Source organism: Streptomyces sp. NBC_00094, assembly GCF_026343125.1.
In the GTDB taxonomy this organism is placed as follows: domain Bacteria; phylum Actinomycetota; class Actinomycetes; order Streptomycetales; family Streptomycetaceae; genus Streptomyces.
In genome coordinates, this window is record NZ_JAPEMB010000001.1 from 5776133 (window position 1) to 5791731 (window position 15599).

A 15599-nucleotide genomic window follows, 5' to 3' on the forward strand; every position below is an offset into this window, starting at 1 on the left:
CGTGTCCGTCCCCGCCTGGTCCCGCCGCACGTTCCTGATCACCGCGTCCGTCACCGCCGCCGCCCTCGGGCTCCCGCTCCCCACCGCCCACGCGGCGGAGCCGGAGGGGGAGTTCGAGGCGCTACGGCTCCGCTGGCTCGACCTCCAGCTCGGCTCCGGCTTCGACGCCGGGGCCGAGCCCTACGCCTCCAAGCTCGCCGAGACGGGCACGCTCGCCCGCGCGTTCCGCACCTCCATGACCCCCGCCCCCACCTCCCTCTGGCCCGGGGTCCCCTTCGACCCGCCGGCCGGCGTCACCCAGAGCTACAGCCGCCTGTGGACCATGACCCAGGCGTACGCGCAGCCCGGCACCGGCCTCACCGGGGACCCGACCCTGCTCGCCGACGTCCTGACCGGCCTCGACCACCTCTCCGCCACGGTCTACCGCGCGGGCGCCCCCCGCTACGGCAACTGGTGGGAGTGGCAGATCGGCAGCCCCCGCCTCCTCATGGACATCGTCGCCGCGCTCCACCCGCACCTCGGCGCCGAGCGGATCGCCGCCGCCTGCGCCGCCGTCGACCACTTCGTCCCCGACTCGGTGCTCACGAACTACAGCGGCACCTCCACCGGCGCCAACCGCGTGGACCTGTGCCGCTCGGTCGCCCTGCGCGGAGTCCTCGGCGCGGCCCCCGCCAAGATCGCCCTCGCCCGCGACGCCCTCTCGCCCGTCTTCCCGTACGTCACCCAGGGCGACGGCCTCTACGCCGACGGCTCCTTCGTCCAGCACACCTGGGTCGCCTACTCCGGTACCTACGGACAGGTCATGCTCGACGGCCTCGGCCGGCTCTTCTCCCTCCTCGCCGGGTCCACCTGGGCCGTCACCGACCCGAACCGGCAGATCGTCCTCGACAGCGTCGAGAAGGCCTACGCGCCCCTGATCTACGACGGCCTGATGATGGACAGCGTCAACGGCCGTGCCATCAGCCGCGGCCTCCTCAGGAACGACGACCGGCAGATCCTGCGCTCCGACCACTTCCACGGCCAGGGCGTCATCGCGGCGATGGCACTGCTCGCCGGCGGGGCCTCGGCCGCCGAGCGCGACCGCTGGCACGCGCGCGTGAAGGGGTGGATCCAGCGCGACACGGTCTCCCCGGTCCTCGCCGCCCGTCAGTTCGGCGTCGCCGACCTCGCCAGGCTGCACGCCGTGGCCGCCGCCCCCGTCCCCGCCGCCCCCGAACCCACCGGTCACCGGCTCTTCACCGCCATGGACCGGGCCGTGCACCGCCGCCCCGGCTGGGCCGCCAACATCGCCATGGCCTCGAACCGGATCTCGTCCTACGAGTGCGGCAACGGCGAGAACCCGCGCGGCTGGCACACCGGCGCCGGGATGCTCTCCTGGTGGACCCCGGAGCACGGCGACCAGTACACCGACTGGTTCTGGCCCACCGTCGACCCGTACCGCCTCCCCGGCACCACCGTCTCCACCAAGCGCCTCGCCGACCGGGCAGGCGGCGAGTGGGGCGCGCCCAGGCCGGCCGTACGGTGGGTCGGCGGCGCCACCGACGGCGAGTACGCGGCGGTCGGCCAGCACCTCAAGGGCCTCGGTTCCACCCTGGAGGCCCGGAAGTCCTGGTTCTGCGCGGCCGACGCGGTCATCTGCCTGGGAGCCGGGATCACCGCCACCGACGGGGTGCCCGTCGAGACCGTCGTCGACAACCGCCTCCTCGGCGAGGGGGGCACCTCCGACACCGAAGGCCGTGGGGGAGCCGCACAGGCGTTCACCACGGGCCGCGGCTGGGCGCACCTGGACGGCCACGGCGGCTGGGTCTTCCCCGACGGGGCCTCGCCGGAGGGGACCTCGTCCGAGGGGGCCGGGAACCTCCGGACCCTCCTCGACGACCGCACCGGAGCCTGGAGCGACATCAACACCACCAGCTCGACGGAGCGTCGCACCCGCCGGTACCGGACGCTCTGGCTGGACCACGGCACGGACCCGTCCGACGCCTCGTACACGTATCTCCTGATGCCGGGCGCCTCCCGGTACCGGATCGCGGCCCGCGCCGCCGACCCGGACTGGCTGCAGGTTCTCGACAACAGCGCCGAGCGGCAGGCGGTCGCCGTCCCGTCCCTCGGGCTGACCGCGGCGAACTTCTGGCAGGCCGGTACGGTGGGACGCCTCACGGTCTCCGCCCCGGCGAGCGTCCTCGTCCGAAGGCGCCGCTCGGTGCTCGACCTGAGGGTCGCCGAGCCGCCCCGCACGGGACAGCCGCTGGAGCTGGTCTGGGACGGTCCGGTGCGGCGGGTCCTCACGCACGACCCCTCGGTGGAGGTGCTCGGCACCGGCGGTTCGCTGCGCCTGCGGATCACCCCCGGCACGGCGGGCGCGACGCATCAGTGCGAGGTCCTCGTCTAGACCTGTGTCGTCTATGTCAGAACCCCACAAACACGGGGGGTGTCGGGCTGTTGACTCGGGCTGGACGGGTGATGGTTCTGTCCAGCCCCACCAGGAATCGACACGCGAGACTGTACGGAGTCGACGGCGGGGTTTTCTTGTCTGACTTCGTAGGGTCGACACATGACCGTTGTGGACCAGATCCCGAGCGAGCCCGCTGACGCCCGTGGCCGTGTGGCCGAGCTGCACGTCCTGCGTGAGCAGGCGCTCCGTGGGCCGAGTGAGCGTGCCACCGAGGCGCAGCACGCGAAGGGCAAGCTGACCGCGCGTGAGCGTATCGAGCTGCTGCTCGACGCGGGTTCGTTCAGTGAGGTCGAGCAGCTGCGCCGGCATCGGGCGACGGGCTTCGGCCTGGAGGCGAAGAAGCCGTACACCGACGGTGTGGTCACCGGTTGGGGGACGGTCGAGGGCCGGACGGTCTTCGTGTACGCGCATGACTTCCGGATCTTCGGTGGTGCGCTGGGCGAGGCTCACGCGACGAAGATCCACAAGATCATGGACATGGCCATCGCGGCCGGTGCTCCGCTGGTCTCGCTGAACGACGGTGCGGGCGCCCGTATCCAGGAGGGCGTCTCCGCTCTCGCCGGGTACGGCGGGATCTTCCAGCGCAACACCAGGGCGAGCGGTGTCATCCCGCAGATCTCGGTGATGCTCGGCCCGTGTGCCGGTGGCGCGGCCTACAGCCCGGCGCTGACGGACTTCGTGTTCATGGTCCGTGAGACCTCGCAGATGTTCATCACCGGTCCGGACGTCGTGAAGGCGGTCACGGGTGAGGAGATCACCCAGAACGGCCTGGGCGGCGCGGACGTGCACGCCGAGACCTCGGGCGTCGCGCACTTCGCGTACGACGACGAGGAGACCTGCATCGCGGAGGTCCGCTACCTCCTGTCGATGCTCCCCCAGAACAACCGCGAGAACCCGCCGACCGTCACCTCCGAGGACCCGGCGGACCGCCGCTCCGAGGTCCTGCTCGACCTGGTCCCGGCCGACGGCAACCGTCCGTACGACATGCACAAGGTCATCGAGGAGCTCGTCGACGACGGCGACTACCTGGAGATCCACGAGCGCTGGGCCCGCAACATCATCTGCGCGCTCGCCCGGATCGACGGCCAGGTCGTCGGCATCGTCGCCAACCAGCCCCAGTCGCTGGCCGGCGTGCTGGACATCGAGGCCTCCGAGAAGGCCGCCCGCTTCGTACAGATGTGCGATGCCTTCAACATCCCGATCATCACCCTTCTGGACGTACCCGGCTTCCTTCCGGGCGTCGACCAGGAGCACGGTGGAATCATCCGGCACGGCGCCAAGCTGCTCTACGCGTACTGCAACGCGACCGTCCCCCGGATCTCACTGATCCTGCGCAAGGCCTACGGCGGCGCCTACATCGTCATGGACTCCCAGTCCATCGGCGCCGACCTGACGTACGCCTGGCCCACCAACGAAATCGCGGTCATGGGCGCCGAGGGCGCCGCCAACGTGATCTTCCGCAAGCAGATCGCCGAGGCCGAGGACTCCGAGGCCATGCGGGCACGCATGGTCAAGGAGTACAAGGCCGAGCTGATGCACCCGTACTACGCGGCGGAGCGAGGCCTGGTCGACGACGTCATCGACCCCGCCGACACCCGCCGGGTGCTCGCCCGGTCCCTCGCGATGCTCCGCACCAAGCACGCCGACCTGCCGTCCCGCAAGCACGGCAACCCGCCTCAGTAAGAGGGAGCCATCCACGTGACCACCCCTGCCAATCTTCTCCGTGTCGAGAAGGGCCACGCCGACCCCGAGGAGCTCGCCGCCATCACGGCGGTCCTGCTCGCCCGCGCGTCCGCCCGCCCCGACGAGCTCGCGGCGACGCACGACGGCCGCTCCACGGCCGGCTGGCGCCGCCTGGAGCGTCAGTCGGGCTTCCGCCCCTCCCACTCCTGGCAGGGCTGACCCCCGCCGCACGCCGAAGGCCCCCGCTCCCACCCGGAGCGGGGGCCTTCGGCGTACCGGAGGGCCCGGGAGCCGGGGAGCCGGGGAGCCGGGGAAGCGGGAGCCCGGGAGCCGCGGAGCCGGAAACACGAAGGCCCCGCGCACCGAACCGGTGCGCGGGGCCTCCGCGAAATCCGTACGACGTACGACGCCCGTCGGGACTACCGCAGGCGGGCCATGAGGGCGTGCTCGACGAGGGTGATGAGCGCGCTCTTGGCGTCCGCGCGGTGGCGGGCGTCGGTGATGATGATCGGGGTGTCCGGGCCGATCTGCAGCGCCTCGCGGACTTCCTCGGGCTGGTAGGGCTGGTGTCCGTCGAAGCCGTTGAGGGCGATGACGAACGGCAGGCCGCTGTTCTCGAAGTAGTCGACCGCGGGGAAGCAGTCGGCGAGGCGTCGTGTGTCCACGAGGACGACGGCGCCGATGGCGCCGCGGACCAGGTCGTCCCACATGAACCAGAAGCGGTCCTGACCCGGCGTACCGAAGAGGTACAGGATCAGGTCCTGGTCCAGGGTGATGCGGCCGAAGTCCATGGCGACAGTCGTCGTCGTCTTGTCGCCGGTGTGCGTGAGGTCGTCGATGCCCGCGGACGCAGACGTCATGACGGCCTCGGTACGCAGCGGGTTGATCTCCGAGACGGCGCCGACGAACGTGGTCTTGCCCACGCCGAAGCCGCCCGCCACCACGATCTTCGCGCTGGTGGTTGAGCGGGCTGCACCGCCGCTAGAGCTTGCGAAGTCCACTGAGCACCCTTTCGAGCAGTGTCACGGCTGGCTGGCCGCCGGCGGCTTCGTCGCCGCCTGGCTGGTGAATGGCGACAAGTCCGGCCTCCGCCAGGTCGGCGACGAGGATCCGGGCAACGCCGAGAGGAATGGAGAGCAGGGCCGAGATCTCGGCGACCGACTTGATCTCGATGCACAGCTGGCAGATCCGCTGGTGCTCGGGCAACTGCCCCTGCAGCCTGGACAGATCGGCCGTGGTGCTGACCAGCGCCTCGATGGCGAGCTGGTAACGCGGCCGGGTCCGGCCGCCGGTCATCGCGTAGGGACGCACGAGCGGGTTGTGCCCGCCCGAACCACCCGAGGAGGACGCGGCGCGCGGGGCGCTCGGCGAACCCACGGGCATGTGCGGGGCATGCGGCTGATAGGGCTGCGACGGACCCTGTCTGCTCGGGGCGGAGGGAAAGTTGAACCGGTTCTGCGCGGCGTCGCCCTGCGGCGCCTGGTGCGCGTCATATCCGTTGTAGTGGCTTGCGCCCGGGGGTGTTCCCACGTCTCCTCCTCCGACTGCCTCGCGGTCCATGTCCCTTGGAGCCGCGCCACCGCACCTTACGGTGCGGTGACGTGAAACGCACTGTCTGTCTGTTAGTTGAGAAGACTTCCCTGAAGCTCCGCCCGGAGGTCAGGAGTCAGGACGCTTCCCGCGCGGTCCACGAGAAGTGCCATCTCGTAGCCCACGAGACCGATGTCGGCCTCCGGGTGGGCGAGCACGGCCAGCGAGGAGCCGTCCGAGACCGACATGATGAAGAGGAAGCCGCGCTCCATCTCCACCACGGTCTGGTTGACCGCACCACCCTCGAAGATCCGGGACGCGCCCGCGGTCAGCGAGGTCAGTCCCGAGGCGACGGCCGCCAGCTGGTCGGCGCGGTCCCGAGGGAAACCCTCGGACATCGCCAGCAGGAGTCCGTCGGCGGAGACCACCACGGTGTGGGACACCCCGGGGGTGTTGTCCACGAAGTTGGTGATCAACCAGTTCAGATTCTGCGCCGCCTGGCTCATGCTCACACTAACGCTCCTGGTTGTAGGTACTGCCCGGGCCGAGGCCCGATCCGTTCGTGTCCGTTCCCGCGCTGCGTCCCTGCTGGACACCGCGGCGCAGGTTGCTCAACCTGCCCCGGACGTCCTCGGGGGCGCGGGAGACCTGGGGGCCGCCCTGCGGGGTCTGCTCAGCCGTGCCCTCGACCAGGTTGGCCTTCGGGACCCGGCGGGGAAGACCGGACGAGGTGACCCCGCCCGCCTTCGGGTCCTTGAGCTTCCCGGCCCGCTGCCAGCGCTCGTCGTTGGTCGAGCGCCAGGACTCGGAGCCCTCGGCTTCGTTCTGCTGCTCCATCGACCCCGCCGGCTGTTCGGCCTGCGCCGGCTGCTGGGCCTGCGCGGCCTGCGGAGCCTGCGCGGGCGGAGCCTGTCGCGGCGCCTGCTGCGTCTGCGGAGCGACGCTGCCGCGGCGCGGCAGGCCGGCGTCGGTCAACGCGTGGCCGGCGTCCGGAGCGGGGTTCGGAGTGGGACCCGGACGGTCGAAGCCTACGCGGTCGGGGGCCTGTTCGGGAGCGCTCGGAGCAGATTCCGATTCCGCTCCGTACTGCTGCCCGTAGCCGCCCTGGTAGGCGCTCTGGTCCGGCCACTCGCCCTGGTGGGCCTGGGGTTCGAACGCATTGCCGTACTGCTGCTGTTCGACTGCCGGGGCCTCGTACGAGGCTTCCGCATAGCCGGACTGAGGGTACGCCTCGTACCCCTGCTGCGGGTACTCGCCGGCGTACTCCTGAGCCTGGCCGAAGTCCTGCTGCGGCGCGTACTCCTGCTGCGGCTGGGCGTACTCCTGGGGCTGCGCGTACTCCTGGCCCTGGCCGTACTCGCCCGCGTACTCCTGGCCGTACGCCTCGGTCGGCGCGTACTCCTGGGCCTGGCCGTACTCCTGCTGCGGCTGTCCGAACTCCTGCGCCGCCTGCTCCGCCTCGTCGCGGAAGAGCGGCTGGTCGCCGCCCTGCGCCTGGGCGCCGAGCGTCGCACGCCGGCCCTCGCGCGTCAGTGAGCGGTTGACCGGGTCGAGCTCCTGCTCGTCGTCGCCCTGCTGCTCGTAGCGCGAGTCGTCGAAGCCGAGGTCGGCGGCGGTCAGCATCGCCTGCGGGGCCGGAGCCTCGAAGGCGTTCTGCTGCTGCCTGGGAATGATCTGCGAGACGGTGAAGTCGTCCTGGACCGGCTGCTCGCCGCCACCACCGTGGGTGATCGCGTCCGGCAGCATGACGAGCGAGGTCGTCCCGGCCTGCTCGCCCGAGGGGCGGAGCTGGACCCGGATGCCGTGCCGGTCGGCGAGGCGGCCGACCACGAAGAGGCCCATGCGCTGCGAGACGGCGGCGTCCACGGTCGGCGGGTTGGCCAGCTTGTGGTTGATGTCCGCGAAGTCCTCGGCGGTGAGGCCGATGCCCTTGTCGTGGATCTCGACCATCACGCGGCCGTCGGGGAGACGGGTCGCGGTGACGCGCACCTTGGTCTGCGGGGAGGAGAACGTGGTGGCGTTCTCCAGGAGCTCGGCGAGCAGGTGCACGAGGTCGGTCACGGCCTGGCCGTGGATCTCGGCCTCGGGGACGCCGGCCAGCTCGATGCGCTCGTACTGCTCCACCTCGGAGGAGGCGGCACGCATGACGTCGACCAGCGGCACCGGCTGGTCCCAGCGGCGGCCCGGCTCCTCGCCGGCGAGGACGAGGAGGTTCTCGCCGTTGCGGCGCATACGGGTCGCCAGGTGGTCCAGCTTGAAGAGGTTCTCCAGCTGGTCCGGGTCGGCCTCGTTGTTCTCCAGGTCGGTGATGAGGGTCAGCTGGCCCTCGATGAGCGACTGGTTGCGGCGCGAGAGGTTGGTGAAGATCGCGTTGACGTTGCCCCGGAGCATGGCCTGCTCGGCGGCGAGCCGCACGGCCTCGCGGTGGACCTGGTCGAAGGCGCGGGCGACCTCGCCGATCTCGTCCTGCGAGTCGATCGGGATCGGCTGTACGCGGGTGTCGACCCGGCCGGGCTCGGTACGGGACAGCTGGTCGACGAGCATCGGCAGGCGCTGCTCGGCGATGCCGAAGGCGGCGGTGCGCAGCTGCTGCATCGAGCGGCTCATCTGGCGGGCCATCATCCCGGCCAGGATGAAGGCGGTGAGCAGGGCGATGACGACGATGCCGCCGTTGACCCAGGCGTCCGTCTTGGCCTCGTCGGAGATCCTGGCGGCCTCGGCCACGGCCTTGTCGACGAGCGACTTCTCGGCCTCGGAGTAGCCCTCGAACTTGGCGGTGGCGACGGCCATCCAGGTCTCGGCCGTGATGCCCTGGGCCTTCAGGGCCGCGAGGGCCTCGGGGCTCTTGGCGGTGCCGATCGCGGAGGCCATGCCGGAGTAGACGGAGCCGTCCTTGCCCTTGGGCAGCTCGACGTCGGCGGCCTGCATCTGCTTCGCGCCCTCGGCGGCCTTGCCGGCCATGATCTTCTTGAGCAGCTCGACGTCCTCGGGCATACCGCCGGAGCTGTACTCGCCGAGGGCGATCTGCTCCAGGTAGTTGTACGAGTTGAACGCCACGGACTGCTGGGCGAAGACCGCCTCCTGGCGGCTGGGCCGGACCAGGAGCTGGGTGCCGATCGAGCGCTGCAGCGACTCGGCGCCCTTGGCGAGCTGGACCGCGTAGACGCTGCGGCCGTAGGCGGTGACGTTGCCGGTGCCGAGGCCGAGCTCGTTGGAGAACTCGGTGAGGTAGTGCTGGACGCCGGTGTACCCGAGCTGGGTGTTCACGGGGTCGAGGGAGCGGCTGTACGCGGCCTTGCGCAGCGCGTCGAGCTTCGGCTCCTCGTCCTTGAAGAGCCGCAGACGGCGCTCCAGGCCCTGGCCCGAGGGAAGGTTCCTGGCGGCCTCGTCGAACTTCACGCGGGCGGCGTCGGTCGCGGCGTACGCCTGCGTCACCACGTCGCTCTTGCGGTCCTCGGGCGTCTTCGCGGCCAGCAGGGGAGCTGCGGTCAGGTCGCGCTCGTTGAGGAGAGCGGTGCTGTACTCCGAGGCTGCTCGGATGATGAGCGCCGTCTTCTCGGCGTCCTGGGCCTCCTGCCAGGTGTCGATCGACCCCTTGACCTGGAAGCCGCCCATGACGAGGCCGACGAGCACGGGTATGAGGAGGATCGCGTTCAGGCGGGTGGGCACCCGCCAGTTTCGCGGCGAGAGCTTGCTGGAGTTGCCCGGGGCGGCCGCGGTCGGCGGCGGCGTCACGGGCACGTCCGCGGGCGACACCGCTGTGCGTGACGGCGGGGTGAAGTTGCCCCGTGTCTCCTGCTCCGCGGAGCTTTCCTTGCTGCGCCTCACTCGACCAACAACCTCTCGGCGTCGGCACCTACGTTGTGCCGGTGTTTCGTTCAGGGCCGTACTACTCGGGAGTTCATGAATTGCAGCACGTGAAGGGGTTCGGTTCCAAACAGTGGGAAACGGCCTCTTTCAGTGGTCCAGGCCTGACATAAAACGGGCATAAAGAGCGAGCCCCGCCAAATGGCGGGGCTCAAGTGAGCGCAGTGACACCGATCGGATGCGTCGGGTGTCCGAGGCGCCCCAATTCTCTGTCGAAACGTTATGAACACGAGGGCGGCCGTGTCGAAGGACACAGACCGCCCCCAGGCAGAGGCATATGACAAAAGCACGGACCCGCCGGCTGTTCGACGGGCCGGTCCCGAGCCGCTCCGCTACTTGAGGCGGGCCATGAGGGCGTGCTCGACCAGGGTGATGAGCGCGCTCTTGGCGTCCGCGCGGTGGCGGGCGTCCGTGACGATGATGGGGGTGTCGGGCCCGATCTGCAGCGCCTCCCGTACCTCTTCGGGCTGGTAGGGCTGGTGTCCGTCGAAGCCGTTGAGGGCGATGACGAACGGCAGGCCGCTGTTCTCGAAGTAGTCGACCGCGGGGAAGCAGTCGGCGAGGCGTCGCGTGTCCACGAGGACGACGGCGCCGATGGCGCCGCGGACCAGGTCGTCCCACATGAACCAGAAGCGGTCCTGACCCGGCGTACCGAAGAGGTACAGGATCAGGTCCTGGTCCAGCGTGATGCGGCCGAAGTCCATCGCCACCGTCGTGGTGGTCTTGCCCCCGGTGTGGGTCAGGTCGTCGATCCCCGCCGAAGCGGAGGTCATCACGGCCTCGGTACGCAGCGGGTTGATCTCCGAGACGGCGCCGACGAACGTGGTCTTGCCCACGCCGAAGCCACCCGCCACCACGATCTTCGCGCTGGTGGTTGAGCGGGTCGCGCCGCCGTTAGAGCTTGCGAAGTCCACTGAGCACCCTTTCGAGCAGTGTCACGTCCGGCGTGCCGCCGGTCTCTCCGTTGCCCGGCTGGTGGATCGCCACCATGCCGGCCTCTGCCAGGTCGGCGACGAGGATCCGGGCGACACCGAGCGGCATCGACAGCAGTGCCGACACCTCGGCCACCGACTTGACCTCACGGCACAGGTGGCAGATCCGCTGGTGCTCCGGCAGCAGCGTGGCGAGGTGCGCGGGGTCGGCCGTGGTGCTGACCAGCGCCTCGATGGCGAGCTGGTAGCGCGGCCGGGTCCGGCCGCCGGTCATCGCGTACGGACGCACCAGCGGCTGGTCGCCCTCGTGTCCGTACTCGTCGACTGAGGCGCCGTACGGATCGTGAGAGGCGGGGGGCGGGGTCATGAATCCTCCGGGCGTGACGGCGAACTTCCGCCGTCGGATGGGGCCGGTGGGGGGCCGGGTGGGGCGGCCGGACGATGAACATGTTCAGGGCGGTACGGAGGGGCGTACCGCCCTGTCGGTCGGTGCGTGGGGAGCCGAGCCGGATGTCGGGTCGGCTAGTGGAGCAGGCTGCCCTGGAGCTCCGCGCGGAGATCAGGGGTGAGTACGCTGCCGGCCCGGTCGACCAGCAGCGTCATCTCGTAGCCCACGAGGCCGATGTCGCACTCGGGGTGGGCGAGCACGGCCAGCGAGGAGCCGTCCGAGACGGACATGAGGAAGAGGAAGCCGCGCTCCATCTCCACCACGGTCTGCGCGACAGGACCGCCCTCGAAGATCCGGGACGCGCCCGCGGTCAGCGAGGTCAGTCCGGACGCGACCGCGGCGAGCTGGTCCGCGCGGTCGCGGGGGAATCCTTCGGACATGGCAAGCAGGAGTCCGTCGGCGGAGACCACCACGGTGTGGGACACCCCAGGGGTGTTGTCCACGAAGTTGGTGATCAACCAGTTCAGATTCTGCGCCGCCTGGCTCATCGCGTTCAACTAGCGCTCCTGCTGGTGGTTCGGACCGAGGTGGTGGTTACCCGTGGTCGAGTTACCTGCCTGTCGGCCCTGCTGGATGCCGCGGCGCAGATTGGTGAGCCGGCCGCGGACGTCGTCGGGTGCACGCGAGACCTGGGGGCCGGCTGTGTGCGCCTGCTCCTGAGCGGTCCCGGGTACGAGGTTGGCCTTCGGCACGCGCCGGGGAAGGCCGGAGGTGGTGACGCCGCCGGCCGCGGGCTTGCGCACCCGCTCGGCCTGACGCACCAACTCGTCGTTGGGCGAGGTCCGCCAGGCGGCCCCGCCGTTCTGCCGGCCGTCACCGGCGCCGGCACCGGCCGGGCCTCCGGCCGGACGCGGCGCCGCCGGAGCGGGGGCCTGCGGGGCGGGAGCCTGCGGCGCGGCCTGCTGGCCCTGCTGCTGGCCCTGCTCCTGGTGGAACCAGTTGGTCTCCAGCGTGTCGTACAGCGGGGTACGACCGTCGCCCGGGCCACCGGCCGGCGGCAGCGCCTCCGGACGGCGGGGCTGCTGGAGCTGCGGCTGACGCGGCTGCTCGGCCTGCTGCCCGTTGACCGGACGCGGGGCGCCGAGGTCGTTGCCGCCGGACCGCTGACGCGGGGCCGGGGGCTGCTGCGGGGCCTGCTGCTGCGCCTGCGGTACGTAGGGCTGCCGGCCGAACTGCTGCTGCTGGCCGCCCTGGTACTGCTGCGCCTGCGGGGCCTGCTGCTGCGGGGCCTGCTGCGCGCCGAAGTCGGGGCGCGGGAACTGACCGGTCGAGCCGGGACCCTGCGGGGCACCGAAGTCCGGCTGCGGGAACTGGCCCGTGGAACCGGGACCCTGCGGGGCGCCGAAGTCGGGGCGCGCGAACTGCGCCGTGGACGCCGGGTCCTGCACACCGCCCGGGTACGCCTGGACCTGCGGAGCCTGGGGCGCCTGCTGCTGCGCGCCGAAGTCGGGGCGCGGGAACTGGCCCGTGGAGCCGGGGCCCTGGGGGGCCGCCGGAGCCGCGTACCGGCCCGCCGCCTCCGGGTCCTCGTGACCGCGCGGGGCGTCCAGCGGGGACATCTCCTGCTGCGGGCGCCGCACCGGCTGCTGCGCCGGCTCGTTGCCCCAGCTCGCGGCCTGCGGGCGCTGCGGCTGCGGGTTGCCGCCCGGCAGCTCGGCGCGCGGGAAGCCGTACCCACCGGGCTGCTCGCCCTGCGGCGCCTGACCCTGCGGGGCCTGCTGCTGCGCACCGGGCCCGGCCTGCTGGCTGCCCTGGTTGGGCTGGTTGCCCCACACGTCGGTACGGGAGGGGATGGCGCTCGCCGCACCGCCGATGAGACCGCCCGCGCCGGGGCCCGGACGCAGCGGGTCCTGCTGCTGCGGGGCCTGCGGAGCCTGGGGGATCTGCGGCAGCTGCCCGGTCTGGTCCAGCTGGGCGTGCTGCGGCTGGGCCGTGCGGGACGGCTGGGGGCCGCCCGTGAGCGGGGCGCCCTCACGACCGGGCAGAGCGGCACGCGGGCTGCTCGTACCGACCTGGCCGCGGGTGGCCGCGGCACCGAGCCGGCCGGCCGCCGACGCGGGGGCACCGCCCGGGCGTCCGCCGGCGGGGCCGCCGGCCGCGCCGGGACCGCCGGGGAGCCGGCCGCCGGGAGCGGAGGCACCCGGGGGCATCGCGCCCTGGCCGCCGGCGCCCTGCTTGGGCATGGGCTTCTTGTTGCCCTGGGCGACGTCGACCGGAAGCATGACGAGCGCGGTGGTGCCGCCCGAGTCGGAGGGGCGCAGCTGGATCCGGATGCCGTGTCGCAGGGACAGGCGGCCGACCACGAACAGACCCATGCGGCGGGAGACCGAGACGTCCACGGTGGGCGGCGAGGCGAGCCGCTCGTTGATCGCGGCGAGGTCCTCGGGGGAGAGGCCGATGCCGGTGTCGTGGATCTCGACCAGCACGCGGCCGTCGGGCAGCGCGTGACCGGTGACCCGGACCTTGGTCTGCGGGGAGGAGAACGACGTGGCGTTCTCGAGGAGCTCGGCGAGAAGGTGCACGAGGTCGTTGACGACCCGGCCGGCGACCTCGGTCGCCGGGACCGCGGCCAGCTCGATGCGCTCGTACTGCTCCACCTCGGAGGCGGCGGCACGGAGCACGTCGACCAGCGGGACCGGGCGGGTCCAGCGACGGCCCGGCTCCTCGCCGGCGAGGACGAGGAGGTTCTCGCCGTTCCGGCGCATACGGGTGGCGAGGTGGTCGAGCTTGAACAGCGAGGAGAGCTGGTCCGGGTCGGCCTCGCGGGACTCCAGCTCGGAGATGAGCGAGAGCTGACGCTGGATGAGGCCCTGGGAACGACGCGAGAGGTTGGTGAACATCGCGTTGACGTTGCCCCGGAGGAGGGCCTGCTCGGCGGCGAGGCGGACGGCCTCGCGGTGCACGTCGTCGAAGGCCGCGGCCACCTGGCCGATCTCGTCCCGGGAGTGCACACCGACGGACTCGACGGAGGTGTCGACGTCCTGCGGGTCCGACTCGGAGAGCTGCTTGACGAGCTCGGGCAGTCGCTCCTGGGCGACCTTGGTCGCGGTGTCCTGGAGTCGGCGCAGCGAGCGGATCATGGACCGGGCCACGACGAAGGCGCCGATGAGCGAGACGCCGAGGACGAGGAGGATCAGCGCACCGTTGATGATGGCCTCGCGCTGGGCGTCCTGCCGCAGCTCACGGGCCATGCTCTCCATGTCGCCGAGCAGACCGCGCTCGATGCGGTTCATGGCGGCGATCTTGGTGCCGTACTCGTCGGTGAAGTTCAGGTGACCGCGCCGGGTGCCGCCGGGCATCGCCTCGTCCGACTTCAGCACGCGCTCCGCGTACTTGTCGGCGGCGATGATCGACGGGTCTCCGGTGTTCAGCGAAGCGGTCCGCTCGTTGGCGTCACCGCCGGTCGACTCGTAGATCGCCTGGAAGGACTTGAGCTCGACGCTCTCGGAGTTGAGCGCGGCCTCGCCGTAGAGGCGGTCGCCCTGCTGGATCTTGCCGGCGCTCCGGTCGTTCGGCGGCAGCGCGCCGGCGATGATCGCCTGCTGGATGGAGGCGTACTCCTTGGCGGACGAGAAGGCGGCGAGCGCCCGGGTCCGCTTGATCATCTCGGGGTTGCTGGTCGCCTGCGCCATGTCCTGGGACAGGCTCAGCAGCGAACGGATCAGGCGGCTGTACGCCTCGACCGTCACCGAGTGGGAGACGCCCTTCTCGTAGGCGTTGCCACGGATCGTGTTGAGCTGGATGACCTGCGAGGCGATCTGGCTGACGTTCTGGCGGATGCTCCGCAGCGCCTCGTCGTTCTCGGTGGTCGGGATGTCCTCGGTGGCGGCGAGGAAGGCCTTGTACTCGCGGTCCGTCTTCTTCCGCGGGTTCGACACCTGGTAGTCGCTGACGGGCCTGCCGTTGGCCAGCGGGCCGGCGGAGAGGTCACGCTCGGCCTGGAGGGCCTGGGCGAGGTCGGTCGCCTCACGGGTCAGCTTGGTCAGCAGCTGCATGTGGTCGAGCTGCTCGATGTCCTGGAGCGACTCGCTGATACGGATGCCGCCCAGGGTCGTCGCCGCGACCACGGGGAGGGTGAGGAGAGCGACCAGACGCGTGGAGATGCGCCAGTTGCGCAGGGCTATTCGCGGGCCGACCTCGTTCTCGGCCCGGGGCTTGGGGGGAGCGGCCGAAGGTTCGGACGGCGCGGCCTTGGCGCTCGCGCGCCTGCCGTCACCGCCGTCGCCGGACGGTCCCTGACCCTGCTTGGGGGCGTGCGAGGCCGAGGGACCGCGGTCGGTCCCGGCACGCGGTTCCTGCTCCGCCGGAGCTTCGGCTCGGCCCTGACGGGCCTGGGGAGACCCCGAGCCATCCCTCTTGAAACGTCCCTGCACTAGCGTCGCAACCTCTGGACCAGGCGTCCTTCCGGATGAACGGAGAGGACGGTGTCGGCGTCGTTGGGGCGCGTGATACGCACCCCAGGGTGGTCGTCGGTGACCGGCGCAGATCCCCCTTCCCCGCCACTCGGCCGGCGCTGCGTTGCGCCCTCTGCGCGCCGGCTTGAAACCCGCGACGGTGCGTGGAATTCCAGCACAGTGCCGGATCTCCAACAAGGGCCGCGCGTCAGGCCCGGAGTGGGATGACAACCCGTGCCCGGGACGTCACCGCATGTAGAAGATGATCACGGAGGATTCGGACTTTTCCC

General features: G+C 71.3%; 11 protein-coding genes. 3 read left to right on the top strand and 8 right to left on the bottom strand.

Annotation, left to right across the window (positions count from 1 at the left end):
- Position 1: 1 nt before the first annotated feature.
- From OG580_RS25745 to OG580_RS25755, 3 genes are all read left to right on the top strand, one after another.
- Positions 2-2392 (top strand): polysaccharide lyase 8 family protein, encoded by a 2391-nt coding sequence (locus OG580_RS25745; protein ID WP_267046037.1) that lies wholly within the window; start codon positions 2-4, stop codon positions 2390-2392.
- Positions 2393-2554: 162 nt separating this feature from the next.
- Positions 2555-4138, top strand: a complete 1584-nt coding sequence (locus OG580_RS25750) for an acyl-CoA carboxylase subunit beta (RefSeq protein WP_267046038.1) — start codon at positions 2555-2557, stop codon at positions 4136-4138.
- A 15-nt stretch (positions 4139-4153) separates the two neighbouring features.
- Positions 4154-4357, top strand: a complete 204-nt coding sequence (locus OG580_RS25755) for an acyl-CoA carboxylase subunit epsilon (protein WP_267046039.1) — start codon at positions 4154-4156, stop codon at positions 4355-4357.
- 200 nt (positions 4358-4557) lie between these two features.
- Here OG580_RS25755 and OG580_RS25760 read toward each other — a convergent pair whose 3' ends face one another.
- From OG580_RS25760 to OG580_RS25795, 8 genes are all read right to left on the bottom strand, one after another.
- Positions 4558-5139 (bottom strand): ATP/GTP-binding protein, encoded by a 582-nt coding sequence (locus OG580_RS25760; RefSeq protein ID WP_024756258.1) that lies wholly within the window; start codon positions 5137-5139, stop codon positions 4558-4560.
- A complete protein-coding gene (locus tag OG580_RS25765) occupies positions 5120-5668 on the bottom strand; it encodes a DUF742 domain-containing protein (RefSeq protein ID WP_267046040.1) in 549 nt (182 codons plus the stop codon). Before OG580_RS25765 ends, OG580_RS25760 begins: the two co-directional genes overlap by 20 nt.
- A gap of 92 nt (positions 5669-5760) precedes the next feature.
- On the bottom strand, positions 5761-6174 hold the full coding sequence (locus OG580_RS25770; protein ID WP_053725133.1) for a roadblock/LC7 domain-containing protein: 414 nt from the start codon (positions 6172-6174) through the stop codon (positions 5761-5763).
- A gap of 7 nt (positions 6175-6181) precedes the next feature.
- The gene (locus OG580_RS25775; RefSeq protein ID WP_267046041.1) at positions 6182-9496 is read right to left on the bottom strand and encodes a nitrate- and nitrite sensing domain-containing protein; all 3315 of its coding nucleotides are present in this window, start codon (positions 9494-9496) and stop codon (positions 6182-6184) included.
- 371 nt (positions 9497-9867) lie between these two features.
- Entirely contained in the window at positions 9868-10449 is a 582-nt protein-coding gene (locus OG580_RS25780) for an ATP/GTP-binding protein (protein ID WP_267046042.1), read from the bottom strand.
- Positions 10430-10834 carry a DUF742 domain-containing protein gene (locus OG580_RS25785; RefSeq protein WP_017235980.1) on the bottom strand — a complete coding sequence of 135 codons (405 nt, stop codon included), beginning with the start codon at positions 10832-10834 and terminating at the stop codon, positions 10430-10432. The genes OG580_RS25780 and OG580_RS25785 overlap by 20 nt, the downstream gene beginning before the upstream one ends.
- Before the next feature lie 155 nt (positions 10835-10989).
- A complete protein-coding gene (locus OG580_RS25790; protein WP_030325548.1) occupies positions 10990-11403 on the bottom strand; it encodes a roadblock/LC7 domain-containing protein in 414 nt (137 codons plus the stop codon).
- A 9-nt stretch (positions 11404-11412) separates the two neighbouring features.
- Positions 11413-15288: a nitrate- and nitrite sensing domain-containing protein gene (locus OG580_RS25795; RefSeq protein WP_267046043.1), complete on the bottom strand. Its 3876-nt coding sequence runs from the start codon at positions 15286-15288 to the stop codon at positions 11413-11415.
- Positions 15289-15599 lie beyond the last annotated feature (311 nt).